At 66.2% G+C, this 23,409-nt stretch carries 20 protein-coding genes; 13 read left to right on the top strand and 7 right to left on the bottom strand.

From position 1 onward, the window contains the following. Window positions 1-224 precede the first annotated feature (224 nt). Window positions 225-857: a hypothetical protein gene (locus AAEX60_RS02080; RefSeq protein WP_342100801.1), complete on the top strand. Its 633-nt coding sequence runs from the start codon at window positions 225-227 to the stop codon at window positions 855-857. A 75-nt stretch (window positions 858-932) separates the two neighbouring features. On the opposite strand, the gene AAEX60_RS02075 is transcribed toward AAEX60_RS02080, so the two are convergent. Then, window positions 933-1,373: a hypothetical protein gene (locus tag AAEX60_RS02075; protein WP_342100798.1), complete on the bottom strand. Its 441-nt coding sequence runs from the start codon at window positions 1,371-1,373 to the stop codon at window positions 933-935. Between the two features lie 192 nt (window positions 1,374-1,565). On the opposite strand from AAEX60_RS02075, the gene AAEX60_RS02070 reads away from it, so the two are divergent. Further along, entirely contained in the window at window positions 1,566-2,606 is a 1,041-nt protein-coding gene (locus AAEX60_RS02070; RefSeq protein WP_342100797.1) for an ERCC4 domain-containing protein, read from the top strand. A 1-nt stretch (window position 2,607) separates the two neighbouring features. Further along, window positions 2,608-3,315, top strand: coding sequence for an SDR family NAD(P)-dependent oxidoreductase (locus AAEX60_RS02065; protein ID WP_342100795.1), 708 nt, complete (start codon window positions 2,608-2,610; stop codon window positions 3,313-3,315). A gap of 21 nt (window positions 3,316-3,336) precedes the next feature. Here the strand turns inward: AAEX60_RS02065 and AAEX60_RS02060 are convergent, their stop codons facing one another. Next, entirely contained in the window at window positions 3,337-3,789 is a 453-nt protein-coding gene (locus tag AAEX60_RS02060) for a DUF898 family protein (protein ID WP_342100794.1), read from the bottom strand. 244 nt (window positions 3,790-4,033) lie between these two features. Between AAEX60_RS02060 and AAEX60_RS02055 the strand changes: the two genes are divergently transcribed. From AAEX60_RS02055 to AAEX60_RS02035, 5 genes are all read left to right on the top strand, one after another. Then, window positions 4,034-5,020 carry a LacI family DNA-binding transcriptional regulator gene (locus AAEX60_RS02055; protein WP_342100791.1) on the top strand — a complete coding sequence of 329 codons (987 nt, stop codon included), beginning with the start codon at window positions 4,034-4,036 and terminating at the stop codon, window positions 5,018-5,020. A gap of 65 nt (window positions 5,021-5,085) precedes the next feature. After that, window positions 5,086-6,405: an ABC transporter substrate-binding protein gene (locus AAEX60_RS02050; protein ID WP_342100788.1), complete on the top strand. Its 1,320-nt coding sequence runs from the start codon at window positions 5,086-5,088 to the stop codon at window positions 6,403-6,405. A gap of 4 nt (window positions 6,406-6,409) precedes the next feature. After that, complete coding sequence (locus AAEX60_RS02045) at window positions 6,410-7,369, top strand: carbohydrate ABC transporter permease (RefSeq protein ID WP_342100786.1); 960 nt, start codon at window positions 6,410-6,412, stop codon at window positions 7,367-7,369. Continuing rightward, window positions 7,366-8,235 carry a carbohydrate ABC transporter permease gene (locus tag AAEX60_RS02040; RefSeq protein ID WP_446721231.1) on the top strand — a complete coding sequence of 290 codons (870 nt, stop codon included), beginning with the start codon at window positions 7,366-7,368 and terminating at the stop codon, window positions 8,233-8,235. The genes AAEX60_RS02045 and AAEX60_RS02040 overlap by 4 nt, the downstream gene beginning before the upstream one ends. Continuing rightward, complete coding sequence (locus tag AAEX60_RS02035; protein ID WP_342100784.1) at window positions 8,232-9,812, top strand: alpha-amylase family glycosyl hydrolase; 1,581 nt, start codon at window positions 8,232-8,234, stop codon at window positions 9,810-9,812. The genes AAEX60_RS02040 and AAEX60_RS02035 overlap by 4 nt, the downstream gene beginning before the upstream one ends. On the opposite strand, the gene AAEX60_RS02030 is transcribed toward AAEX60_RS02035, so the two are convergent. Beyond that, window positions 9,750-10,451, bottom strand: a complete 702-nt coding sequence (locus AAEX60_RS02030) for a hypothetical protein (RefSeq protein ID WP_342100782.1) — start codon at window positions 10,449-10,451, stop codon at window positions 9,750-9,752. The two genes, AAEX60_RS02035 and AAEX60_RS02030, sit on opposite strands and share 63 nt — an antisense overlap. A gap of 62 nt (window positions 10,452-10,513) precedes the next feature. Between AAEX60_RS02030 and AAEX60_RS02025 the strand changes: the two genes are divergently transcribed. Then, window positions 10,514-11,554: a GNAT family N-acetyltransferase gene (locus AAEX60_RS02025; protein ID WP_342100780.1), complete on the top strand. Its 1,041-nt coding sequence runs from the start codon at window positions 10,514-10,516 to the stop codon at window positions 11,552-11,554. Window positions 11,555-11,644: 90 nt separating this feature from the next. On the opposite strand, the gene AAEX60_RS02020 is transcribed toward AAEX60_RS02025, so the two are convergent. Next, complete coding sequence (locus AAEX60_RS02020; RefSeq protein WP_342100778.1) at window positions 11,645-12,097, bottom strand: hypothetical protein; 453 nt, start codon at window positions 12,095-12,097, stop codon at window positions 11,645-11,647. Window positions 12,098-12,270: 173 nt separating this feature from the next. Next, entirely contained in the window at window positions 12,271-15,441 is a 3,171-nt protein-coding gene (locus AAEX60_RS02015) for a GmrSD restriction endonuclease domain-containing protein (protein WP_342100777.1), read from the bottom strand. 137 nt (window positions 15,442-15,578) lie between these two features. Between AAEX60_RS02015 and AAEX60_RS16375 the strand changes: the two genes are divergently transcribed. Next, window positions 15,579-16,529 carry a DUF2510 domain-containing protein gene (locus tag AAEX60_RS16375; RefSeq protein WP_446721234.1) on the top strand — a complete coding sequence of 317 codons (951 nt, stop codon included), beginning with the start codon at window positions 15,579-15,581 and terminating at the stop codon, window positions 16,527-16,529. A gap of 45 nt (window positions 16,530-16,574) precedes the next feature. Here the strand turns inward: AAEX60_RS16375 and AAEX60_RS02010 are convergent, their stop codons facing one another. After that, on the bottom strand, window positions 16,575-17,879 hold the full coding sequence (locus tag AAEX60_RS02010) for a DUF2130 domain-containing protein (protein WP_342100776.1): 1,305 nt from the start codon (window positions 17,877-17,879) through the stop codon (window positions 16,575-16,577). A 56-nt stretch (window positions 17,880-17,935) separates the two neighbouring features. Next, a complete protein-coding gene (locus tag AAEX60_RS02005; RefSeq protein WP_342100774.1) occupies window positions 17,936-18,517 on the bottom strand; it encodes a hypothetical protein in 582 nt (193 codons plus the stop codon). A gap of 177 nt (window positions 18,518-18,694) precedes the next feature. Between AAEX60_RS02005 and AAEX60_RS02000 the strand changes: the two genes are divergently transcribed. Genes AAEX60_RS02000 through AAEX60_RS01990 form a run of 3 tightly spaced genes read left to right on the top strand, consistent with a single transcriptional unit; the run spans window position 18,695 to window position 23,387 of the window. Next, a complete protein-coding gene (locus AAEX60_RS02000; protein ID WP_342100771.1) occupies window positions 18,695-20,593 on the top strand; it encodes a hypothetical protein in 1,899 nt (632 codons plus the stop codon). After that, on the top strand, window positions 20,593-22,299 hold the full coding sequence (locus AAEX60_RS01995; protein WP_342100770.1) for a class I SAM-dependent DNA methyltransferase: 1,707 nt from the start codon (window positions 20,593-20,595) through the stop codon (window positions 22,297-22,299). Before AAEX60_RS02000 ends, AAEX60_RS01995 begins: the two co-directional genes overlap by 1 nt. After that, window positions 22,299-23,387 (top strand): restriction endonuclease subunit S, encoded by a 1,089-nt coding sequence (locus tag AAEX60_RS01990; protein ID WP_342100768.1) that lies wholly within the window; start codon window positions 22,299-22,301, stop codon window positions 23,385-23,387. Before AAEX60_RS01995 ends, AAEX60_RS01990 begins: the two co-directional genes overlap by 1 nt. Window positions 23,388-23,409 lie beyond the last annotated feature (22 nt).

The raw sequence follows: 23,409 nt of genomic DNA, 5'->3' as shown, positions 1-23,409 counted from the left end.
GCACTCACGGGCGATGGACAAATTTCGCCTCTCCTGCAACCAGATCCGCCGCGGGCCAAAGTGGCGCGACCCCACGACGGTCCGCGGGCGTCGGGAACAGCTCATCTCGTCAACCCGGCCAGTCCCTCGTGAGGCCGAACCAGTTCATACCGCACATGGCTTTCGTTCCGGGAATGCTGAGCACCACTGGGATCGCGACCGCGAACGGGAAGACCTTTCTCGCCATGGGAACCCCGTTAAGCGTCGGGATGCACGCCAGAGCCACGATGGTCACGCCGATCGGCATGATAGACGGTGGCGCTACGGGCCGAGCTGCTGCGACGGGCACCGACTCCCCACCCTCCATCGCGCAGGCCCAGACCGGCTCAGGCGGCGGGGCAGCCGCTCCCGTCGTCGATGTCCGGACCGTCGTTCAGCAGGCCATCGCCAACATCTCACTCCCCGCACCCACCCTTCACCTGGGTCCGAAGCCGGATGTCAACGAGTGGAAGATGATCGCGGTCGGGCAACCGGTCTGGTTGTGGACCGACGCCACCGATGACATCGACGCCTCCACCACCCAGCAGGGAATCGGGATCACGCTGGTGGCGGCCAGCTCCGGCACCACCATCGCGCTCGGCGACGGCAAGACCATCACCTGCACCACCAGCACCCCTCGACCGGCCGACGCCGAGCCGATGGCCAAGTCCCCGGACTGCGGCCACACCTACCTCAAGCCCGGCCAACGCACCATCACCGCCACCACCGGCTGGACCATCCGATGGAGCGCCCTGGGCCAGTCGGGAGAGATCCCGATGGAACGCAGCACCAGCCGCACCATCGACGTCGGGGAGCTCGCCTCCGTCGTCGTCCGCTGAACGACCCCAGCACGGCACAAGCGCCCCTCATCGCCGACGCGATGAGGGGCGCTCGTCTGCCCGTGGATCAGGCGGTCACTCGTCGCCCAGGCTGAGGGCCACGGCACCGGTCAGGGCACCCATCCCCACCACCAGGGCGGAGACCCCGTAGGCGAGCACGGAGGTGAACAGCGAGGACCGCACGAAGTTGGCCTGCATCACCATCTCCCGCGGGCCGGCCAGGGCCTCGGCCTTCTCGGTGTCGCCGGCAGCCGAAGCGGCCATGTACTCGTCGCTCAGCTCGGCGAAGGTCTTGCCGCCGCCGATGTGCTCGGCGTGCGCGCCCACCACATTGGCCTGCTCGAAGGCGGTGATGGGACCGGCGACGGTCTTGCCGCCCAGCTTGGCGCTGTCCGGGTGCACCTGGATGCGCTGGTCCTTCAGCTGCTTGGTGATGGCGGCCCAGGCGGCGGCGCCACTGCCCAGCAGCACGGGGCTGGCGACACCAAGAAGGGTACGGGCGGCGGTCTTGCTCATGGTCAAACTCCTGTCGTGGAAGGCTTCGTGGGCTAGAACGTTGAACTTTCATCTATTTATTCCCGGTCGGTTGCCCAGTTCTGGGAAACGACCTCAGGAATCGGGCCGAGGGCGGGAGCCACGCGGGCATCCGTCGCAGCCTCGGATTCTGGAGGTGGTTTTTCAGAATCGGCCACCCCGTAGGCTGACGGCATGGCGCTGGAGATGCGGATTGCCCGCAACCCGGAACAGGACACGTCGCTGCCCTACCTGGTGTGGTTGCCGCTGGGCGACGGGCTGGTGCTCAAGACCAACGAGACCTGGCCGCGCACCGGCAAGCTGTACTGCCACCCGGCGCCGTGGCCACAGGACCCGGAGATTCTGGAAACCCTCCCGGTGATTTCCTGCAATCGACGCGGTGCCGCGATCGACCTGGTGCTGGCGCGGGGGCGGGAGAAGCGATCCCAGTTCGTGATGACCCGGGTCCGCGGCGGCCGGGAGGCGATCTTCTGGCAGACGCAGCGCACCGCCAAGCAGGCACGTCCGATGGCCACGGTGCCGGCGGCCCGGGCGTCGGGGCAGTCCGGGATGGAGATCCTGATCGACTCCCATGAGCGGTATGCGTGGAAGTTCAGCAGCCAGCAGGCCACCACCCGCAAGGCGCCGCTGCGCGCCGGTGACTACGCCGTCCAGACCGACGGCCAGTTGGTGGCGGCGGTGGAGCGCAAGAGCCTGGAAGACCTGACCAGCTCGCTGTTGAGCGGCAAGCTGAGCTATCAGCTGGCCGAACTCGCGTCGCTCCCCCGGGCGGCGCTGGTGGTGGAGGATCGCTATTCGTCCATCTTCAAACTCACCCACGCCCGTCCGGCGCAGGTGGCCGACCAGCTGGGTGAGTGTCAGGTGCGCTTCCCGCACGTGCCGATCATCTTTGCCGAGACCCGGCAGCTGGCGCAGGAGTGGACCTACCGCTTCTTCGGCGCCGCCCTGGCGGAGCAGGAGCAGGAGGGCGCGGCCGCGGCGCGGCTGTCGGCGATGCCACCTGTTCCGGAGGCACGGCCCAGCGCCGCAATCGCGGAGGACGAGCGACGGGTCAGCCCGCAGCAGGCGGCCCAGATCCTGGGCATCTCCCGCCCGACCCTGCTCAAGATCCTGGACCGCGGGGAGATCCCCTATGAGCGGGTGGGTCGGAACCGTCGGATCCGGATGACGGCTCTGCTGGCCTACCAGCAGACACGCGAACCCAAGGGAGAGTGAGATGCGGATACTGGTGACCGGGGCATCGTCCGGGGTCGGGCTGCAGACCGTCGAGCAGTTGGTGGCCGACGGACACGAGGTGCTGCTGCATGCCCGCTCTCCAGAGCGCTCGGATTGCTTGCCGGTGGCGCGGGAGTGCGCGGCGGTGCTGCACGCCGATCTGGCCGACGAGTCCGCGGTGCGACGGCTGGCCAGCCAACTGGGTGACCACGGGCCGGTGGATGCCGCGATCCACAATGCCGGGGTCTACGACGGGCCCGACCTGGCCGCGGTGAATGTGCTGGCGCCCTATCTGTTGACCACTCTGGGGCCGCTCCCGAGGCGGTGGATCTGCCTGAGCTCGTCGATGCACCGGAGCGGCGTGGCCAGCACCCGGCTGGACGGCATCAGTTACAGCACCAGCAAGCTGCTGGTCACAACCCTGGCGATGACACTGGCCCGTCGATATCCGGAAATGTCCTGCCACGCGGTGGATCCGGGCTGGGTGCCCACCCGGATGGGCGGGCCGGGCGCGCCCGACAGCCTGGCCGAGGCGCACCTGACCCAGTGCTGGCTGGCCACTGCCCCGCTGGACCGGATCACGCCGCCGACGGGTGGCTACTGGCACCACCTGGTGGCGTCCGCACCCGTCGGCGTGTGCCTCGACGCGGGTTTCCAGGAGGAGCTGGTGGCCTCCTTGGAGAGCAGGACAGGCGTCGCGCTGCCCTGACGGGCGTGTAGCGCCCGGCTCTCAGGCGAAGGTGGTGTGCTCAATTTGGTACTTGGTGAACCGCGGCACCACCCACAGGCTGTAGATGCCCAGGGTGACGATGATCAGCAGCAGCGTCAGGAACCACTTGCCGGCAAGCTGTCCGCCGGTGCCGGTGAACTTCAGCTGGTGGCCGTCCAGGTAGGTGTGCTCGGCGCGCCATTTGTAGACCATGCAAGCCGCCCACGGCGCCGCCAGCCCCAGTGTGCACACGGTCAGCAGGTAGCTGAGCAGGCTCACGACGAAGTAGTCGCCGACATCGCCGGTGAAGGTGAAGCGCTGCGCCGGGGACTGGCCCGCGAGGGTCATGCCGTTGCCCTGGTACTGCATCATCGGGGCACCGTAGGGCTGCTGCATCGGCATCTGCTGAGGCGGCATCTGCTGTGCGGGCTGGGTCTGCCAGGCGTTGGGCGTGCCCTGGTTGTATTCGGTCATGCTGAATCCTTCGAGTTCGGGGCGGTTGGAACATCCCCCGAAGCTCCTTGGCGGCACTGAGCCTCCCACCCGAAGGGGTGCATGTGCGCTTGTCCGGCAGGTGCGGCTCAGGCAACCAACAGGCAGCTCTGTCCGGAGACCAGCCAAGCAGGCCATCAATCTGTTTCGGAAACGCTTGGGCTTCCGAAAACGGGGCGCCTAACCTTCCAGCGAAAACGATTTCTCTCAGGCGCTCGAAGGCGAGGTGACCTTGTCCAACATCCGTGAGGTAGCTCTGCAGGCCGGAGTGTCTCCCGCCACGGTCTCCCGCGTGGTCAACGGCATGGACGGCTTCTCCGAGGACACCCGTTTGCGCGTCGAGCAGGCCATCGCAGATCTGAACTACCAACCCGATCAGTTCGCCCGCGGGCTGCGCTCGCCCCACGCCCAGCTGATCGGCGTCTTGGCCCCCAAGGTCTCGGACGCCTTCGCCTTCGAGATCCTGGAGGGGGTGGAAGCGTCCGCCAGGGACCACGGTTACGCCGTAATGCTTGGCCGGACCGGGCTCGGCTCCACCTTCAGCCAGCAGTACCTGCGCACCATGCGCGCCTACCGAGCAGCCGGGATCGTGCTGATCTCCGCCGTGATCACGGACGAGCTGCGGCGCACTCTGGGCACCACCCGCCCCGTGATCTCCGTGGCCATCTCAGACGGCTCCGGGACCCCCAGCATCGCCATCGACGACCGGCAGGCCGGTTTCGATGGGATCCAGCACCTACTGCGGCTGGGGCACCGGCACATTGGGGTGGTTGCTGGAGACCCCCGCTCGGTCCACGTGGCCCGCCCGCGGCTGCTGGGCAGCGAGGAGGCGCTGGCCAAGGCTGGTCTGGAGGCCGCCACGGTGCACGGGGACTTCTTCTACGCCTCCGGCGCCGACGCCGTCGCCCAGCTGCTGGCCCGTGACCCGCACGTGACGGCGATCTTCGCCCACAGCGACGAGATGGCGGTGGCCGTCATCCATGAGCTGCAGCGCCGCGGTTTCCGGGTGCCGGAGGACATCTCGGTGCTGGGCTTCGACAACACGGCGACGGCCCTGAAGGTTCACCCCCAACTGTCCACCGTCGGACAGCCGCTGCGGGAGATGGGCACGGTGGCGGTGGCCAAGCTGCTGCGCTCCCGCAACCTGGCCTCCCGGGTGATGACCCACCGGATCATCCAGCGCGCCTCCACCGCCCCACCCCGAAATACCTGACCACAACCGCATTCCCCCAGTTCCACACCACCCCAACAACTGCTTCACACAACAAAGGAGTTCCCATGAGAAGCAAGTCCCTGTTCGCCCCGCTTGCCGTCCTGGCGACGGTCTCCGGGCTGGCCCTGGCCGGCTGCTCCGGCGACAACGGCGGCGGCACCGCTGCCCCGAGCGCCGCCTCCAGCGATCAGTTCACCGGCCGCGGGCCGATCAACTACGTCTCCTCCCGCGACGCCTCCGGCGCAGCACAGGAGAGCATCGCCCGCTGGAACAAGGCCCACCCCGATGAGAAGGTCACCTGGATCGAGCTGCCCGATTCCGCGGACCAGCAGCGCCAGCAGATGGTCCAGAACGCCCAGATCAAGTCCGACACCTTCGGTGTGCTGAACCTGGACACCGTGTGGACCACCGAGTTCGCCGCCAACCGGTGGATTTCAGCGCTGCCCAAGACCGCCGTCCCCACCGACAAGATGCTCAAGGGCCCCGTCGAGGCGGCCACCTACCGCGACATGCTGTTCGCCGCGCCCTACTACACCGACGGCGCGCTGCTCTACCAGCGCAGCGACCTGATGAAGGCCGCCGGAGTGGCCGAGGCTCCCAAGACCTGGGCCGACATGGAGGCCGCCTGCCAGAAGATCCTGGCGCTGCCCCAGGCCAAGGGGATGTCCTGCTACACCGGCCAGTTCGACAAGAACGAGGCGCTGACAGTGAACTTCACCGAGGCCGTCGCCTCGGCCGGGGGAAAGCTGTTCACCGACGAAGGCAAGCCGAACGTGAACACCCCCGAGGCCCTGGCCGGCCTGACCCAGCTGAAGGATGCCTTCACCAAGAAGCTGGTGCCCAATGACGCCATCACCTACCTGGAGGAGCAGGGCCGACGCTCCTTCCAGGAGGGCAAAGTGGTCTTCATGCGCAACTGGCCCTTCGTCTACGCGTCGCTGACTGCCACGGATGGCACCAGCAAGGTGAAGGACAAGTTCGAGATCAGCGCCATCCCGGGCATCGGCGACGGCAAGCAGGGTGTCTCGACGCTGGGCGGCCGCAACCTCGCCGTCTCCGCCTTCACCAAGAACAAGGCCACGGCGCTGGACTTCATCACCTTCTTCACCAGCGAGGAGGAGTCCAAGCTGCGGGTGGAGAAGTCCTCCCGGGCTCCCGTCTACCCCGAGCTGCTGAAGGACAAGGCCGTCGTGGCCAAGCGTCCCTTCTACCCCACCCTGCTGAAGTCCCTGGAAAATGCCCAGCCCCGCCCCAAGGTGGTGCAGTACGGCGCCACCACCCAGGTGATCCAGCAGGAGGCCTACGCCGCCCTGACCGGTGAGAAGGAGCCCAAGAAGGCCCTGGAGGACATGCAGTCCAAGCTCGAAGAGCTGGCGGCGAAGTAGTTCCATGGCCCTCAAGACTCCGACGTCGTCCACCCATTCCCGGCGCACCGCCGGGGAGGGGCGGATGGCCGCGCTGCTGCTCTCTCCGACCCTGCTCGTCCTGCTCCTCGTCGTCGCCTATCCCCTCGTCTCCGCCGTGCACCAGTCCCTGTACAGCTCGGCCAGCGGCGTGGATGACAGCGGATTCGTGGTGGAGGGGGACAAGTTCGTGGGACTGTCCAACTACCTGAGCCTCTTCCAGGGCGACGCCGGAGCCCGCTTCCTCAATGCCCTGGGCAATACGACGATGTTCACCGTGGTCTCCGTCACCCTGGAGACCCTGCTGGGGCTCGCCCTGGCCCTGTCCATGAACCGGGCCTTCCGCGGGCGAGCCTTCCTGCGCGCCAGCATCCTGGTTCCGTGGGCCATCCCCACCGCGGTCTCCGGCCTGCTGTGGCGCTGGATCTTCCAGTCCCAGGGGATCGCCAACCACCTCATCGGCTCCACCATCCTGTGGACCTCGGAGGGCGTCGCCGCCCAATGCGCGGTGATCATCGCCGAGGTGTGGAAGACGGCGCCGTTCATCGGGCTGTTGGCCCTGGCCGGAATGCAGATCATCCCCGCGGAGGTCTACGAGGCCGCCAAGATTGACGGCGCCAGCCGATGGAGGCAGCTGACCCACATCACGTTGCCGCTGATCAAGCCGGCGCTACTGGTGGCGGTGCTCTTCCGGATGCTCGATGCGCTGCGGATGTTCGACCTGCCCTATGTCCTGATCGGGCCCGGCAAGCGGTCCGTCGAGACGCTGTCCATGTTGGCCTGGGACGAGGCCAACCAGTTGCAGTACGGGACGGCTTCGGCCTACTCGGTGGTGCTCTTCCTGTTCGTGGCGCTGGTGGCCTTCACCTTCGTCCGGCTTCTGGGAGCCGATGTCGTCGGTGACCAGAAGCCCGCCCGTCGCACCCGCAAGGAGGCCACCAAGTGAGTATCGTCGCAACCCCCGCAGCACCCGCTGCCGCATCGAAGCCGCGCAGCCAGAGCTCCAAGTGGGCCTACCTGTGGCTTGCCGTGATCGCGGTCTACTGCCTGGCGCCCTTCTACTGGATGGGCGTGTCCAGCTTCCGCCGCACCCAGGACATCTTCGAGAACGGGCTGCTGCCCAGCCCCGCCTCGGTGGAGAACTACACCAAGGTCTTCTCCTCCAGCACCATGTTCGGCCAGTCGCTGCTGAACAGTCTGATCGTCGCGGGCACCACCACGGTGCTGGCGCTCACGCTGGGCATCTTTGCCGCCTACGCGCTGTCCCGGTTGAGCTTCCCCGGAAAGTCGCTGGTGATGACCCTGATCATCGCCACCTCGATGTTCCCTGGGATCTCCGTCGTGGTGCCGCTGCTGAAGCTGTTCACCAAGTGGGGATGGATCAACACCTATCAGGCGATGATCGTGCCCAGCCTGTCCTTCGCAATCCCCTTGGCGGTGTGGAACCTGACCACCTTCATGAAGCAACTTCCGTATGACCTGGAGGAGGCCGCGCTGATCGACGGCTGCTCCAAGTGGCGGGCCTTCCGGCAGATCCTGCTGCCTTTGGCCGCACCTGGTGTCTTCACCACGGCCATCCTCACCTTCATCCACGCGTGGAATGAGTTCATCATCGCGCTGTCCATGGTGAACAACCCGAAGATGCAGACTGCAACCGTGGCCATCTCCAAGTTCACCGGCGCCACCGAATTCCAAGCTCCCTTCGGGGAGCAGATGGCCGCCGGCGTGATCGTCACTGTCCCGCTGGTGATCATGGTGCTGCTCTTCCAGCGTCGGATCGTCGAGGGCCTGACCTCGGGAGCGGGCAAGTGAGCCCCACCCTGGATGACGTCGACTGGTGGCGCGATGCCGTCATGTATCAGGTCTACCTGCGCTCCTTCGCCGACGGAAATGGCGACGGGATCGGCGACCTGAGCGGCCTGATGCAGCGACTGGACCACATCGCCTCTTTGGGAGTGCAGGGCATCTGGCTCACCCCCTTCCAGCCGTCGCCGCAGGTGGACTTCGGTTACGACGTGTCCGACTACTGCGGCGTGGACCCGCTGTTCGGCACCCTCCACGACTTCGACCGGATGATGGCGCGGGCCCATGAGCTGGGCCTGCGGGTACTGGTGGACGTGGTGCCCAACCACTGTTCCAGCCAGCACCCCACCTTTCAGGCGGCGCTGGCGGCCGGGCCCGGGAGCCCGGAGAGGGGGATGTTCCACTTCCACCGCTCCGAGGACGACGCGCCGCCCAACAACTGGCAGAGCGTCTTCGGCGGACAGGCTTGGAGCCGGGCTTGCCCGGAGGACCCCGAGGACCAGGACTGGTACCTGCACCTGTTCTCCCCCCAACAGCCGGACTGGAACTGGGACAATCCGGCGGTTCACGAGATGTTCGACGGGGTGCTGCGCTTTTGGTTCGAGCATGGAGCCGACGGAGTGCGGATCGACGTGGCCCATGCCCTGCTCAAGGCACCCGGGCTGCCGGATCTGGACGAGGTCACCAATGTGGTGGACGGCCTGCGGGCCAACCGACTGGCCAGCGACCAGGAGGGGGTGCACGAGATCTACCGGGGCTGGCGCCGACTGGCCGACAGCTACGAACCGCCGCGCATCCTGGTGGGCGAGGTGAACCTGCCTGCCGAACGCGCCGCACGCTATGCCCGGGCGGACGAGCTGCACCAGACCTTCGCCTTCGAGTTCATCGCGCTGGGCTGGGATCCCGATGCTTGGGTCCGGGTGGGCAGTGCGTTGGAGGAGGCCCGTCTGGCGCACGGCCCGACCCCCACCTGGGCGCTGGAGAACCACGACATCGTGCGATCCACCACCCGCTTCGGCGGCGGTGAACTCGGCGCCCGGCGAGCCCGGGCCGCCCTGTTGGCGATCCTCGGCCTGCCCGGTGGCGCCTACATCTATCAGGGGCAGGAGCTGGGGTTGCCCGAGGTGGACGTGCCGGTGCATCAGAGGGTGGACCCCATGTGGCAGCGCGGCGGGGTGACCCGAGACGGCACCCGGGTGCCGCTTCCGTGGATCATGGGCCCCGCCGGTGGCCATGGCTTCTCCTCGCGGACCGACGCGACGCCGTGGTTGCCCCAACCCGAGGGGTGGGGCAAACGCTCCGTCGAGGCTGTTGGCGGAGCCCCGGGCTCTATGGTGGCGCTTGTCCGGGAGGCAATTGCCCTGCGACACGCGCTGGCCGACCGGGGCGTGTTCGCCTGGGCTGATCCGGTGCTCTGGGAACGCACCGCTGCTGGCGGGATCATGGTGCGGCGCGGTGACCGGATTCGAGTGGTGGTGGCCATGGGCGGGCCCGAGCCCCTGCCTGCGGGTGAGGTGCTGGTCTCATCCCAGCCCGTCGTGGACGGGATACTGCCAGCTGACGGCTGCGCGTGGGTGCGGATCTGACGGCTGCTGCGGGTTGGGCTGCTGGGCGTCGCTGATCTCCTTCAGGGTGTCCCACAGGGCGACCTCCAGCGCGGTGGGCTCAGAGGAGCCGGTGCGCTCGGGCTTGACCGGCGGCAGCTCTCCCTCACGGAGCCGCGCCAGTACCGAGCACGCCGGGAGACCCTGTGCGGGCAGCGATTCCAGAGCGTTCTCCAGGTCATCCTGAGTGGCATCATCCGCCCAAGCCTCGAGCACTTGGAAGGACTCGGCGACGTCATCGACGGGATACCAGCCGCGGATCAGGTGGATCACGACGGGGACCAGCAGATGGCCCTCGGGCACCGGGATGCAGGCTGGCCGTAGCTCGTCTCCGGCGCGGAGCTGGCCGTCGCGGACCAGGCGTTGATAGGCCACGGAGTCCTCGTGCAGCGCGTCCAGCAGCCACTCCCGCTCCTCCTCGTGGGGCGGCGGCTCTTTCCGGGCCGCCCGCTCGAAGGCGTCGCGATAACCGGTCTCAGCCAGCCAGTGCTCCAGGAAGGTGCTCTTCCGGGAGGCCCAGAAGTCCGGATCCAGGTCCCGCTGGAGCCGCTGCCAGACTAGCGCGAGGCCACCGTCGGTCCGCGTCGGCCGCAGCATGCCGAAACTCAGCGCCATCTCCATGAGCACAGCATGGCGGACGGCACTGACAATTTCTGGCGAGGGACACGCGTCACACTTGTTCCGTGACCGACGCACGGATGCAACTCCACACCGCCACTCTGGCCGATGCCCAGGTGATCAGCGGCTGGGTTGCCAGCGCCGAGGAACTGCTGGTCTGTGCCGGGCCCAGACTGAGCTTCCCGCTGGAGCCGCAGGCGTTGCTGGCTACAAGTCGCGACGGCTGGAATGTCCGGTGTCTGGAGGTAGATGGGCACCTGGTGGGCACCGGCTCCTTCACGCTGCGCGACGGCGCGGTGCACCTGGGCCGGCTGCTGGTTGACCCGCGACGCCGAGGCGCGGGGCTGGGGCGGGTGCTGGTCACCGCACTGCTGGCGCATGCCAGGCTGCACAGCCCCGAGCTGGCCCGCGCCACCCGGGCCACTCTGAACGTCTTTGCGGACAATCAGCCGGCACGTGGGCTGTACGAGTCGCTGGGGTTCACGGTTGTTGAGGAGACGGTCCACGACGGGCGTGGTGCGCTGGCCATGATCAAGGCGATCCGGCCGGACATCGAGCAGTTGGCCGTGATGGCGCCGCAGGTGATGGCGCGGCATCGGTTGGTGCAGTGGCTGCTGGAACCGGGCGACGATGACCGTGCCCTCCGGCTGCACCTGCGGGTTCCCGGTGATCCCCGTCGGGTGGCGCTGCTGGAGGTGTTGCCCACGGCCTCAGTCTTCCTGGGGCGGGTGGCCGGCGCGCGGGTCACCCCGGACTTCGCGGAGCGGGGTGATGAGGAGGTGGAGGAGGTCTTCACGGACTGCGTCAACCAGCTCTGCGCGCTGCTGCTGGGGCCAACCATGGTGCACCACGTGTGGCGCGGGGACCGGCTGCACGCCACCCGGGTGGTTGGGAACTCCGAGGAAGCAGGGGACCATGGCGCCGGCGAGCTCTTCGGGCTACGACGACGGGTGCTGACCCGGTTCGGGGTGCAGTTCGAGGAGACGGAGTTGCACTTCCCGGCGGACGTGGAGGCGACGGTATGGCGCCCGGGGGATCCGGGGGGCCGCTATCCGCTGGAGGCCCCGGATGAGTGGTGGCGGGAAGCCTCGAGGGGCACCAGCTGACCAATCCCCCACATGACGCATGTGTGCCCGACAGTGGACGGAAGGCAAGGCGTCACGTGCGATCGAGTGAACCAACCGGCAGGAGTCCGATCAAACAGACATCTCACGAATAATCTGATCCGCCAACGCGGCGAAACTGCCCGCATCCATATCCACCGTGGCGTGTTCACGGAGTTCCTCCGCCACATCGACAAGCAGGTCAAGGTGCACCACGTTGTCCCGAGTGAGGTACAGGTCTACGTCGACTGCCTCGTCGCTCCCGTCCAGATAGTCATCCTCCAGCTGGAAGACCAGATCTGTCGTCCGCGCTTCTCCCTCCAGCTCAATGGGACGTGTGGGAGCCCCTGCAGACACCACAAGGGCGCCGTCAGGAAGCTCCGAGAGGAAGAACTCAACGTGGACAGACATGACTTGTTCGCCTGAGCGCAGCAGGACGAGTTGATAGTCGGACCCGACATCGACCCCCAGTGCGATCATATGGATGAAGGTGCCGTCATCCAGCATCCAGTTGGTCTCAAAGTCGAATATCTCAGTGGTCTGCATTGATCATCCCTCCGTGCCAGTAACCCACTTGCAGGCGTACGTGAAATGTGAGCCCGAGCCAAGACCCAGACTTCATTGGCTCCACGGCTGTGGCCCGTGGAACAGGGCGCGCTCGAACTCGTCAGGCCAAACCCGAGCGCTAAGCCGCTGGGTGACGTCCACCGCCCAGTCGCTCACCGGGCGCCTGTGGCAACCGGGTCGCCCGGATCACCAACGCCCATGGACACCTGGTCAGCAAACTCCGTAGCGGTGCGCCGCACCCGGAACAGTGCCAGCGCCCCGCCAATCTCGTGGCGAGCCGTGGTGGAGAACTCGTCGCGCCCGATCCCAGTCACCAACCACTCGACGGGTAGGCGGTGCTTGTGCCGATCCGCTTCGGCGTCGAACCAGTAGCTCCCCCGCACAGCCCCGATGTCAACGGTGCGGCTGGCCTTCACCGGGGAGATGACGTAGTCGCCGGGCTTCAGTTCGTGGGCGAACTTGGTGAGCATTGCCGTCCAGTTGGTGTAGGCACCCTCCTTCTCACCCGGATAGGCGATGCGGAGCTGGCTCTTCAGGGCTTCTCGGTCGCTGAACGTGTTGAGGTCCCCCAGCTCATCCCAGCCGAGGCTGACGAAGCCGCCCTGCTGCAAGGTCTGGCCGGACAGTTCATCATTGTGGATGCACCACCATCGGCTGGTGTCGCCGTCGCCCAGATATTCCTCGGTGGCTTGTGCGAGGGCCTCGGGGACTCCCTCCAGGAGCAGATCCCCAGCACTCACTGACGGCCAGGCCCGATACTCCGAGGCCCGGACAGCCTCCGCGTCGAGGCTGGGGAGCAAGGGGGCAATGCGGCCCAGGAAGCGTTCTTCGGCTCCTGCGGGAGCTGCCGCGAAGTGGAAGCCAATCGAAACTGGGCGCTCCGGCCGGCCGGCGTAGAAGGTGAACGGCCAGACCTCTCCCCCGACACCGGGGACGCCTAGTGCGACAGACGGCTCCTGGGCGGCGGTTCCCCGAACTCTGCCGCCCAAAGCCTCAACACCGGACGACATCTTGGTCACGACTGCGGCCAACTCGGGCGCTTCCTCGAGGTGATCCATCACGTCCTCGAGACTCCATGCGGCGCCCGCGACGCGGGCCGTGGTGGACCAGCCGAAGCCATCCGCGAGCTTGGACAGCTTGTCCAGGCTCGCATGGGTACGATGCCGTCCCCAGCTTTCCGCCAGCACCCAGGTATGGCCACTCTCATGAATCGGATGGTTCAGGAACCATTGCCCTGCTGCCTCGGGATTGATTCCGTGCTGTGCCACGAGCTGCTCAAAGAGCTCTTGGCCCTCGTGGATCCCCTCGACGCGGCGCAGCCTGCTGGAGTTGAGGGCCTCGCGGACGGTCTCCATGGGAAGCCCCGCCGCGTTGACACGGGTAATCATCTGGCGCAGTGCGATGCGTCGGGGCAAGCCCTCCTCGCAGAAACCCGGGCCGTGGATTTCGTAGGTGGCGCGGTGGACACTGGTCTTGCGCTTCACTTTGCTGGGGCTGGACAGCAAGCTCGTGGTGGAAGGGCCGCCCGCGGGCCGGCGCCACGTCCGGACGATGAGCTGCGCCAGTGCAGAACCACGCACCGCAATCCGCTCCTCTGTCCAGTCCTCGTGGCCGTATAGCTCGGCATTGAGCTTCAGGACGGCGTTGTTCAACAGGTATTCACGCTTCCCCTTTGCTCCCTCTGCAAGCCATGCGCTGTTGGACAACGCGGAGTTGTGGCCGGGAGTGACCAAGGTGAGGTTTCCGAGCGTCTGGACCATCAGATCGCGACGCTCCACGTCCAGCGGATCATCGCTGCCCAACGGCCAGTGGGTTGTCCACTTCTGGGGCATGACGTGCTCCACGGAAAGGTCTCGCGGACACGACACTTCCTCCGCCTTGGCATCACGTCGCAGCATCTCCTCCGCCGCCTCCAGGAGCATCCGGTTCACACTGCGCTTGGCCTGCTTGTAGAACGGAGCGGCCTGTAGGTGTTCGACGATGGAGACATCGTCCGGCCACAGGCGGGTGGGCGCGGTCTGCTCGACGAGGAATTCGCGGATCACACTGCCGGCTTGGGTAGCCTCGGCACCGCGCAGACGTTTGATCAAGTCGATCGTGATGTGGTTCAGGTCCTTGGAACCCAGACGAAGAATCGCCCGGCGAACCAGCCAGCTCTCCAGCGATTCCAGAGCAAGCTGTCGCTCATCCGCAGGGACGTCATGAGCGATCACCCACAGGACTGCGGGCATGACCGCATTGGCGTCGAGGACATCCAGGACGCGGTACCGGAAGGTCTCCTCCACAGTTCCGCGCGGCGCATCCATGAACTTTCGGTAGGCCATGGCGTCGGTGTGCAGTTCCTTCATCAGGTCTTCGACGTTGACGACGTCCTTGGAGATCCGGTCACGGAACTCCGCGAAGATCCGATCACTGGGCAACTCGCGGCCGAGTTTCATCACGAGCCAATGGGTCAGGAACAGGTCGATCCGGGGCCTGTTCAGCCGGCCCTGGCGGACCTTCTCGCGCCAGTACTCGTCACCATTGCCGTCACCGTCAAAGCCGGCCCAGTAGTGCTTGTGAAGTTGCGCCAAGTTGCGGTGTTCCTTCTGGGCGCGCTGGAAGAGGTGGTTCTTGATCAGGTCTGCCGCCAACAAGGGGGCGCCGAGGTAGTTGAGGGTCTCGAAGATGGCTTGGGCATTGTCGCCCTGCTCAAGGCTGATGCCGACGAGGACCAGCTGGGTGCGCAAGGTCCGCACGAGGGCCCCCAGCCGGGAGGCCGCGTTGGCCTCACCATCGGCCTGCGCCCATTCCGTGATGTTCTCAGTGAAGTAGTTGTGGGCCTTGACCAAGCGGGATTCCGCGTACTTGGCGGGAACGGGGCGAACATCCTCCATGGCCGCAGCAAAGGCATCCCGATCCCGGTTGGTGGGCCACACCTTGTAGCGGGTCTCGTCGTCCGGAGTCTTCCCTTGGGAGTCCTGGTTGAGGATGAGGACGCGCAGGTCTGCCGCGTCTGACGGGTTACCCAACTCGTCGACGACCCGCTCAGCGGCATCAAGCACGATCTGAAGCGTGGTGAGCCGCTGCTGGCCGTCGATGACGACGTGCTCCGTCTTCCCGAAAGTGGCTCGCGGCTCGGTGACGATGGCGCCGAGGAAGTGCGACGGTGCGTCGCCGTAATGTCCGGCGGCGAGGACCATCTCTGCCTGGTGCCGGATGTCCTGCCACAGCGGCGCCCACTCGCGCTCTTCGCCCCAGACGTAGGGGCGCTGGAACATGGGCATCAGGAAGCGTACGGACCCGTGGAAGAGGTCGATGAGCTTCACGTCTTGGGCGTGCATGTGGATCCTGTCCTTCAGAGATACTATGTAGACCATCATGCCGCTTGGCTCGGCAGACCGATGTGGGTCCAGTCGCGATCGCGACCAGCTTTCACCGACGTCGCCAAGTCAAGCGTCAGATCTCCTCATCCCAATCGATGTGGACGAGCGCGCCTACCGTCGGAGGAAGAATGCCCCGTGAGTTGGTGTGGGCTGAGTGGCCCGACGGTACTGACCTCGGGACGTCCCACGTGCACCCTGGGGAATACAGTCCACTCGCCTACGGACCTGATGGCCACTTACAAGCACATGCCACTCTGAGTCCCTTCGATCCTGACGGTGGCGAATCGGGCAACGAGATCGACGTGCTGGAATCAAATGGCTCCAATGCTCTGGGCGAATTGGTTGCCCTTGGCCTGACTGCGCTCGTTGCGTTCGGCGTCGGGGCGGCTGTGACGCACGCAATCGAGAAGAAGCAGGACCGCAGGAAGACTCTGGGTTGGGAGAAGAGTCAACGGGAAACCAAGGCTCTGCCGCCTCCACCGATGCCGATGGAGTATCGCCGCCATGCGCAAGCCTCAGGGGCCCAGCCGCCCATCGAGCGAGCTGAACAAGTTCGCCCATCGACCAATTTCCCGCCGGGGCTGACGACACCAGGAGCGAGAGCCACGCTGCTTCAAGCCCTACTCGCACGACTTCACTCGGAACAAGCCATTGAGCGCCTCGCAGCATTAGGCCAGCTGACGCCGGAACAATCCCAACAACTGGGTTCGACTGTGCACCAGCTCTCCAGCGAACAGACCCAGGCCATCATCACGCGACTTCTGGCGGAGGATCCGACGCTCGCCACGCCCGCGGTGATCGAGTCCTTGCACACCCACCGGCGGCAGCTGCCTGCCGCTGCGCGCCCAGATTCGCAATTCCCGGCCCTCCATTCTGCAGTTTCGAGTCAGCCTGAAAGCCCCTCTTTCGTGGCACGGCCCCCAGCCCCGTCGGCACCTCCGCCCCCGGGGTGGTATCCATACGGAGGCAGGGGCGTCTTGCGATGGTGGGATGGTGTGCAGTGGACACGGCACGAGCAATTGCCTGGTGTCTGGCGGACACGTTGATGGGGCTCCGCGACCGAAATCGCGGAGCCCCATCAAACCAGTGACTCAGGCAGCGGAGGGATTCTCCGCATCGGGCGCCGGAAGCGCCGGCTGACCGGCCTTCAGCTCGTCGAACTTCGCCTTCATCGTCGGGTTCTTCCGGGTGAGCTTCTTGATGCTCACGTCCTGGGCCTTGTCATTGGCCAACCGCAGGTTCCGGTCGGCTCCCAGGAGGGCCTCCTTGATCTTGCGCATGTGGTCGATGGACTTGTCGATCTCCTCGATGGCCGTGGCGAAGCGACGGGAGGCAAGGTCGTAGTTCTTGCCGAAGGCCGTCTTGAAGGCCTCGAGGTCCTGCTCGAAGGTGGTGATGTCGATGTTCTGCGCCTTCACCAGCTCCAGTTCCTTCTTGTACTGGGCCGTCCCACGGGCGGCATTGCGCAGCAGGGAGATGATGGCCAGGAAGAACTGCGGCCGCACGACGTACATCTTGGAGTACCCGGACACCTCGACGATGCCGCTGTTGAAGTGCTCGTTGTCCGCCTCCAGCAGGGAGACCAGCACGGCGTACTCGCAGTTCTTCTCGGTGCGGTCCTTGTCGAGCTTGGCGTAGAAGTCCTTGTTCTTGTGCTTCGTGGCCGTGGTGTCGCTCTCGTTCTTCATCTCGAACATGATGGAGACGAACTCGACGTCATCGTCGTCGAAGTCGCGGAAGATGAAGTCTCCCTTGCTGCCGCCCCTCGCGTCGTTGTCCTTCTCGAAGGACGCCCGTGGGAAGCCCATGGCGCGCACGTTCTCGAACGCGTTCTCGCAGTGCTGCTCCAGCGTCTCGCCGAGCATCTTGGTGGACAGCTTCGCCTTCAGGTCGCGGGCGATCTTGATCCGCTCGTCGAGGTCGCGGATCTGCCCCTCGTACTTCTCCTTGAGGTTCTGCTCGGCGACGGTGTGCTCGTGCTGGATCCGTTCCAGCTCGGTGCTGGTCTTGGCCAGCTTCACCTCGAGGTCCTTGACAGCCTCGGTGACAGCCAGCTCCTGCCGGGTCTCGCGGGCAGCCAGGTCTGCCGTGAGCCGCTGGATCTCGGCATCCTTGGCAGCCTCGGTCTCCTTCAGCTTCAGGGCGTACTCGCTCTCGGCCAGCTTCTTGGCGTCGGCCAGTTCCTTCTTGGCGGCGGCGAGCTGCTCGGCCACCTTGGCGCGCTGCTTGTCGGCGTCCGCCTGGGCTTTGGCGACGGCGAGTTCGACGTCAAGCTTCAGGCGCTCCTCCAGGGCGACGGAGAACTCGTGGTCGTGGACCTGCTTGACGATCTGGGCGTAGCTGGCGCCGTCGGGGCTGAATGCCGTGTGGCACTCGGGGCAGATGATGTCGGTCATGGCTCCTCCTCGGGAGTTTTGGGGGTGGGTTGAACTGCTGGTCCTGCCGGTGGTGACTACTGCTGGAAGAGCACGGACTCGTGCTCGAAGTCAGGGGTGACCTCCATCACGAGGTCCTTGGGGTTTGCGACGCCGAAGGCGACGGGGAACTTGGCCTCGCGGCCAGGTAGCAACTTGGTGGTGGGCTGGTCGGCGAGCTTCTGGGAGTCGAAGACCTGCTCGGCCTCCTGGTTGTCCGACTGCACCGTGATGTGCAGCAACGCCGGATCCCACGTCGCCTTGGTCTTGTTGACGACGCGGACCTCGAAGATGACGAAGCTCTTGAAGGTGTCGGTGCCGGCGGCCCATTCGCTGGGCTTGTAGACGGCGGGCTTGCCGACGGTGACGGCGAGTCCGTCCTGCCAGGTGTAGGCCTCCCCGAAGGCGGCCACGCCGGACGCCGCGGTGGACTCGGCCTCGTCCGGCTGCGCAGCCGTAGTCGCCTCGGCTGCCTCGGAGACATCGGCGGGTGCCGCTGCGCTGGCGCCCTGGTTGGTGCCGGCGGGCGCCGTGTCGGTGGAACTGGCCTGGACCCCGCTGCAGGCGGTGAGGGCCAGAGAGGCGACCGCGGCTGCGGTCAGGAGGTTGAGCTTCTTCATGTCTGCTCCCGGGTGGTGTCGGGGTGCCGTGACCGGGGTGCCGCGGCGATGACTCCACTGTGAACTCCAGAAGGGACTCGTTCTCGTTTCGACTCTGATAACCCCCCTTATCAGTGATTTCGAGTCGCACGATCGGGAATCGCCGTAATGTGAGGCACATCGAAAGGAGGAACCGAGATGACCGAGCAGACGCTCTCCCTGGGCCAGGTGGCCCGGCTGTGCCAGGTGCAGCGCCCCGTGGTCTCCGTGTGGCGCAAGCGCCCCGCGCTCGGGCTCTCCTTCCCCACTCCCCAGCCTTCGGGTCGCTTCGACGCGGATGAGGTACTCGACTGGTTGGAGGCCACCGGCCGGGGCAACAACCCGCAGCCGCGCCTGGACATTGCCCTGCAGACCGCGGTGCCGCGTGATGCGGACCGCGAAGAGCTCGAAGGACTGGCAGCCCTGGTGGCCGCCCGGGCCGTTATTTCCGACACCCTGACCACCATGGATGCGGAGGACCTTCTGGATTGCGTCGAAGAAGCGGACGCCGACGATGAATGGTGCTGGTCAGAGCTACAGGGCCTTGATGACATCGAGGCCCTGGCGGCGCGGGCCGATGCGCTCGTCGAGGCTGCCTGGACGCCGGCGGACGCCCATGACCGCCTCATCCAGGCCATGGATCGCCAGGACTCCCAACTGCCACGGCTGTCGCCGGCCCTCGTCGAACTCCTGTCGGCCACGGCCCGGGCCCTGCTGGCCGAGGACGGGGAGATCGTCGACGTGGACGGCTCGGTCACCGATGTGGTGGTGCACCTGCTGCGCGACGAGGACCTGCCCGAGCCCCGAGTCGTCCTGACCGGGACAAGTAGGGCGACGCGTCGGGCCCGTCAGCGGCTGGCCGCGCGGCGCGTCTTCCCACGCACACCCGACGATGACTCGTGGCAGCTGCGCACGGGGAGCGTCGTGCTGGCCGATCTGCCTGCTGACCCGCAGGCGGCGCTGGTTGCGCTGGAGACCTTCTCCCTGGAACTGGCTCCCGGAACCCGCGCACTGGTGGTTGGCCCAGCCCAGGTCCTGGTGGATGAGCTCGGTGACCTGACGCACCTTCGCGATGCCCTGCTGCGTGAGAACCTGGTGCGCGCCGTGGTGCGCCTTCCCCAGGGTCTGCTGGCTGACGGTGCTCGTGGCCATCTGGGGCTGTGGCTGATCGAGCGCGACGCTGATGCACATCCGCGCGTGGGGGACCTCAGCGGCAACCCGTTGACGCAGGTCCGCACCCAGCAGCTCCTGGATGACCTGGTGGCGGTCGCACAGACTGATCGCCGCCGAGCGGTGGAGTTGTTGCATCCCGTGTCTCTGCCCAACCTGTTGGCCCGCTCGACGTCACTGACCGCGCTGGACACGACCATTCCGTTGGCACTGCCTGGCCTTCCTGGTGACGACGCCGCCCGCATCCAGCAGCTCCTCGAGCAGCTGAGCACCCCGATGGCGAACCCGGCCGAAGGGCTGCGCGCCAGCGTCACCGACGGCATGGATCCTTCCGTGGTGATGCTGGGGGACCTGGCACGTCGTCGCAGCCTCAAGGTGGTGCCCGGAACCCGGCTGGACCTGGCCGCTGTCCCCGGCGGCTCGTCGCGAATGTGGACGGCGGAGTGCCTGCGGGACCACCGGCCGGTAGGGGCAGACATGTTCCAACTGACCCGCCAGGCACCGAATGCCAAGGTGACAGCACCGGGTGACGTCGTCTTCTGCTCGCAGGGCAAGCCAGCGGCGTGCGTTGATGACGTGGGCGGTGCCGTGGTGGCCTCCCCCGCACGGGTGATCCGGTTGGCGTCGACCGCCCCCATCTCACCGCGCACGATCGCGGCGGTGATCAACGATCTCCCTACCGGGAGCGCCTCATGGCGCACATGGCAGGTGCCGGTGGCCAAGGACAGGCGGGCCACCGACCAGACGCTGGAGGTGCTCGACCGGTTCGAGCAGCAGCTGCGGGACCGACAGAATGTGGTGGACGAGCTCCGCCGTGTGGTGATGCGATCCGTGCCGTGTGGCGCGGTGCTGGTCACCCCGACCGATGATGAGAAGGAGGCCCAGTGATGGCGCCGAGGAAGAAGCAGGACGCGCTGGTGCCCAGCACGGAGAAGGAGCTCAAGGACACGCTCTGGAAGGCCGCGGACAAGCTGCGCGGCTCCATGGATGCCTCCCAGTACAAGGATGTGGTGCTGGGTCTGGTCTTCCTGAAGTACGTCTCCGACGCCTTCACCGAGCGCGCCGAGACGCTGGCCACCGAGCTGGCGGAGCAGGGTTTCGACGCCGAGGCGATCGCGGAGATGAAGGAGGACCGCGACGAGTACACGGGCTCCAGCGTCTTCTGGGTCTCCGAGGATGCCCGTTGGCCCTACCTGGTGCAGATGGCGAAGGTGAATGACGGCACCACGATTGGCCAGCGCCTCAATGAGGCGATGGACCTGCTGATGACGGACAACCCGTCGCTGGCGGGCACCTTGCCGCGGGTCTTCAACCAGCCGCAGGTTGACCAGAAGCGTCTGGCGGAGCTGCTGGACCTGCTGAACCAGGTGCAGTTCAGCGGTCAGGGCGCGGCCCGCGCGAGGGACCTGCTGGGCGAGGTCTACGAGTACTTCCTGGCGAAGTTCGCTGCATCGGAGGGCCGACGAGGTGGCGAGTTCTACACGCCGGCCAGCGTGGTGCGGACCATCGTCGAGGTGCTGCAGCCCCGGGAGGGGCGGATCTACGACCCGTGTTGCGGGTCGGGTGGCATGTTCGTGCAGGCGGAGAAGTTCTTGGCCGCGCACGACGAGGACCCGACGAAGCTTGCGGTCTATGGTCAGGAGTTGAACGAGCGCACGTGGCGGATGGCGAAGATGAACTTGGCCATCCACGGGTTGAATGCGAATCTGGGACCCCGCTGGGGTGACACCTTCTCGCTCGATCTGCACCCGGGCACGCAGATGGACTATGTGATGGCGAACCCGCCGTTCAACATCAAGGACTGGAACCGCGTCGAGTCCGATTCCCGCTGGGCCTATGGCGTGCCGCCGGCGAAGAATGCGAACTACGGCTGGCTGCAGCACATCATCGCCAAGTTGAAGCCGACGGGCAGCGCCGGTGTGGTGATGGCCAATGGTTCGATGACCTCGAATTCCGGCGGCGAGGGCGAGATCCGCGCCCAACTGGTGGAGAACGACCTGGTGGCCTGCATGATCGCGCTGCCAGAGAAGCTCTTCCGTTCCACCGGCATTCCGGTGTGCATCTGGTTCTTCACCAAGGACAAGTCGGCCGGTCAGGGTGGTTCGGTGAACCGCCGCGGCGAGGTGTTGTTCATCGACGCCCGCAACCTGGGCCACATGGTGACCCGCGCCGAGAAGGCCTTCAGCGACGCCGACATCAAGAAGATCGCCGACACCTACCACCTGTGGCGCGGCATGGAGATCCTGGAGCTGGGCACCAAGGACGCCACGCTCCCTGAGCCTGAATCCACCCCGGTCCCTGAGCCTGTCGAAGGGACGACGCCCGAGCCTGTCGAGGCCACGGCAACGGTGGCCGAGCCTGTCGAAGCCACCTACGCCGACATCCCCGGCTTCTGCCGCTCGGTGACCCTCGCCGAGATCAAGGACGCCGGCTACTCCCTGACCCCGGGACGCTATGTCGGCATGGCCGAGGCGGCGGCCGACGCCGAGCCCTTGGATGAGAAGATCGCACGTCTGGCGAAGCAGCTGGAAGAGCAGTTCGCCGAGTCGGAACGGCTGCAGGCCGTCGTACGCGAGCAGTTGGGGAGGCTGTGATGGTCGATTGGACCCAAACCACCCTCAACGACGTTGCGTCATTCCAACGAGGCCATGACCTCCCCAGCCAGACCCGGCGCTCCGGAACCATCCCCATCATTGGTTCATTTGGTGTGACCGGATATCACGACACGGCTCTGTACCCGGGACCAGGCGTTGCCATCGGTCGTAGCGGCGCAGCCATCGGCACTGCAACGCTCGTGGAGAGTGCCTATTGGCCACTAAACACCTGCCTGTTTGTCAGAGACTTTCACGGCAATGACCCCCACTGGGTCTACTGGCGATTGAAGACGATCGATTTCACCGCCTACAACTCTGGAAGCGCGCAGCCCTCCCTGAACCGAAACTTCCTCGGAGACATCCCCGTTTCACTCCCACCTCTCCCCGAGCAGCAGGCGATCGCGGAGGTCTTGGGGGCCCTGGACGACAAGATCGCCGCCAACCGCGCCCTCGTCGCGACCATGGAACAGCTCATGACTGCAAAGATCGCCGCGCTGCCGATCACGGGCGCATTGGAGGACCTTTGCTCGCTTAGCAAACAGTCCGTCTCCCCCGAGTCCATGGCGCCGGAGGTTTGGCACTATTCATTGCCAGCGTTCGATGCAGGTGCCCTTCCCAGTCTTGAGAAGCGCGAAGACATCAAGAGCAACAAGTTCGTGGTTGCTCAGCCTTCGGTCCTGCTCTCGAAGTTGAACCCCCGCTTCCCCCGCGTCTGGAACCTACCGTCCCCCCAAAAGGATTCGGTGGCATCCACAGAATTCTTGGTGCTCGAACCGCGCGCTCTCGATAGTTCGGTTCTCTGGGCTCTCCTCTCAAGCCCACGTGTCTCGGGCTTTTTGGGCGAGCACGCTGCGGGAACATCAGGGAGCCACCAACGCGTCAAACCCGGCGAGGTGATGCAGCTGCCCATGCCAACTGTTGTGCCACATGATCTGGCCGAGGAACTCGCGGCGCTTGGCCTGCGAGGAGAAGCCGCTCGACACGAGGCGGCGACACTTGCCTCCCTGCAAGACACGCTCCTCCCGGCCCTGATGGACGGCACGCTGCGCGTCAAGGACGTCGAGAAGACCGTCAGCGAGGCGCTCTAGCAGCCCTTGCATCTGTATGCAA

This window comes from Luteococcus sp. H101 (assembly GCF_038433155.1).
In the GTDB taxonomy this organism is placed as follows: Bacteria; Actinomycetota; Actinomycetes; order Propionibacteriales; family Propionibacteriaceae; genus Luteococcus.
The sequence above is the reverse complement of the archived record's forward strand: the minus strand, read 5'-3'. Positions and strand labels throughout refer to the sequence as shown.

Excerpts from the sequence above, each read along its gene's own strand:
- AAEX60_RS02080 (WP_342100801.1), top strand. The coding sequence starts at position 225 with ATGGGAACCCCGTTAAGCGTCGGGATGCACGCCAGAGCCACGATGGTC.
- AAEX60_RS02075 (WP_342100798.1), bottom strand. The coding sequence starts at position 1,373 with ATGAGCAAGACCGCCGCCCGTACCCTTCTTGGTGTCGCCAGCCCCGTG.
- AAEX60_RS02070 (WP_342100797.1), top strand. The coding sequence starts at position 1,566 with ATGGCGCTGGAGATGCGGATTGCCCGCAACCCGGAACAGGACACGTCG.
- AAEX60_RS02065 (WP_342100795.1), top strand. The coding sequence starts at position 2,608 with ATGCGGATACTGGTGACCGGGGCATCGTCCGGGGTCGGGCTGCAGACC.
- AAEX60_RS02060 (WP_342100794.1), bottom strand. The coding sequence starts at position 3,789 with ATGACCGAATACAACCAGGGCACGCCCAACGCCTGGCAGACCCAGCCC.
- AAEX60_RS02050 (WP_342100788.1), top strand. The coding sequence starts at position 5,086 with ATGAGAAGCAAGTCCCTGTTCGCCCCGCTTGCCGTCCTGGCGACGGTC.
- AAEX60_RS02045 (WP_342100786.1), top strand. The coding sequence starts at position 6,410 with ATGGCCCTCAAGACTCCGACGTCGTCCACCCATTCCCGGCGCACCGCC.
- AAEX60_RS02030 (WP_342100782.1), bottom strand. The coding sequence starts at position 10,451 with ATGGAGATGGCGCTGAGTTTCGGCATGCTGCGGCCGACGCGGACCGAC.
- AAEX60_RS02020 (WP_342100778.1), bottom strand. The coding sequence starts at position 12,097 with ATGCAGACCACTGAGATATTCGACTTTGAGACCAACTGGATGCTGGAT.
- AAEX60_RS02015 (WP_342100777.1), bottom strand. The coding sequence starts at position 15,441 with ATGCACGCCCAAGACGTGAAGCTCATCGACCTCTTCCACGGGTCCGTA.
- AAEX60_RS16375 (WP_446721234.1), top strand. The coding sequence starts at position 15,579 with ATGTGGACGAGCGCGCCTACCGTCGGAGGAAGAATGCCCCGTGAGTTG.
- AAEX60_RS02010 (WP_342100776.1), bottom strand. The coding sequence starts at position 17,879 with ATGACCGACATCATCTGCCCCGAGTGCCACACGGCATTCAGCCCCGAC.
- AAEX60_RS02005 (WP_342100774.1), bottom strand. The coding sequence starts at position 18,517 with ATGAAGAAGCTCAACCTCCTGACCGCAGCCGCGGTCGCCTCTCTGGCC.
- AAEX60_RS02000 (WP_342100771.1), top strand. The coding sequence starts at position 18,695 with ATGACCGAGCAGACGCTCTCCCTGGGCCAGGTGGCCCGGCTGTGCCAG.
- AAEX60_RS01995 (WP_342100770.1), top strand. The coding sequence starts at position 20,593 with ATGGCGCCGAGGAAGAAGCAGGACGCGCTGGTGCCCAGCACGGAGAAG.
- AAEX60_RS01990 (WP_342100768.1), top strand. The coding sequence starts at position 22,299 with ATGGTCGATTGGACCCAAACCACCCTCAACGACGTTGCGTCATTCCAA.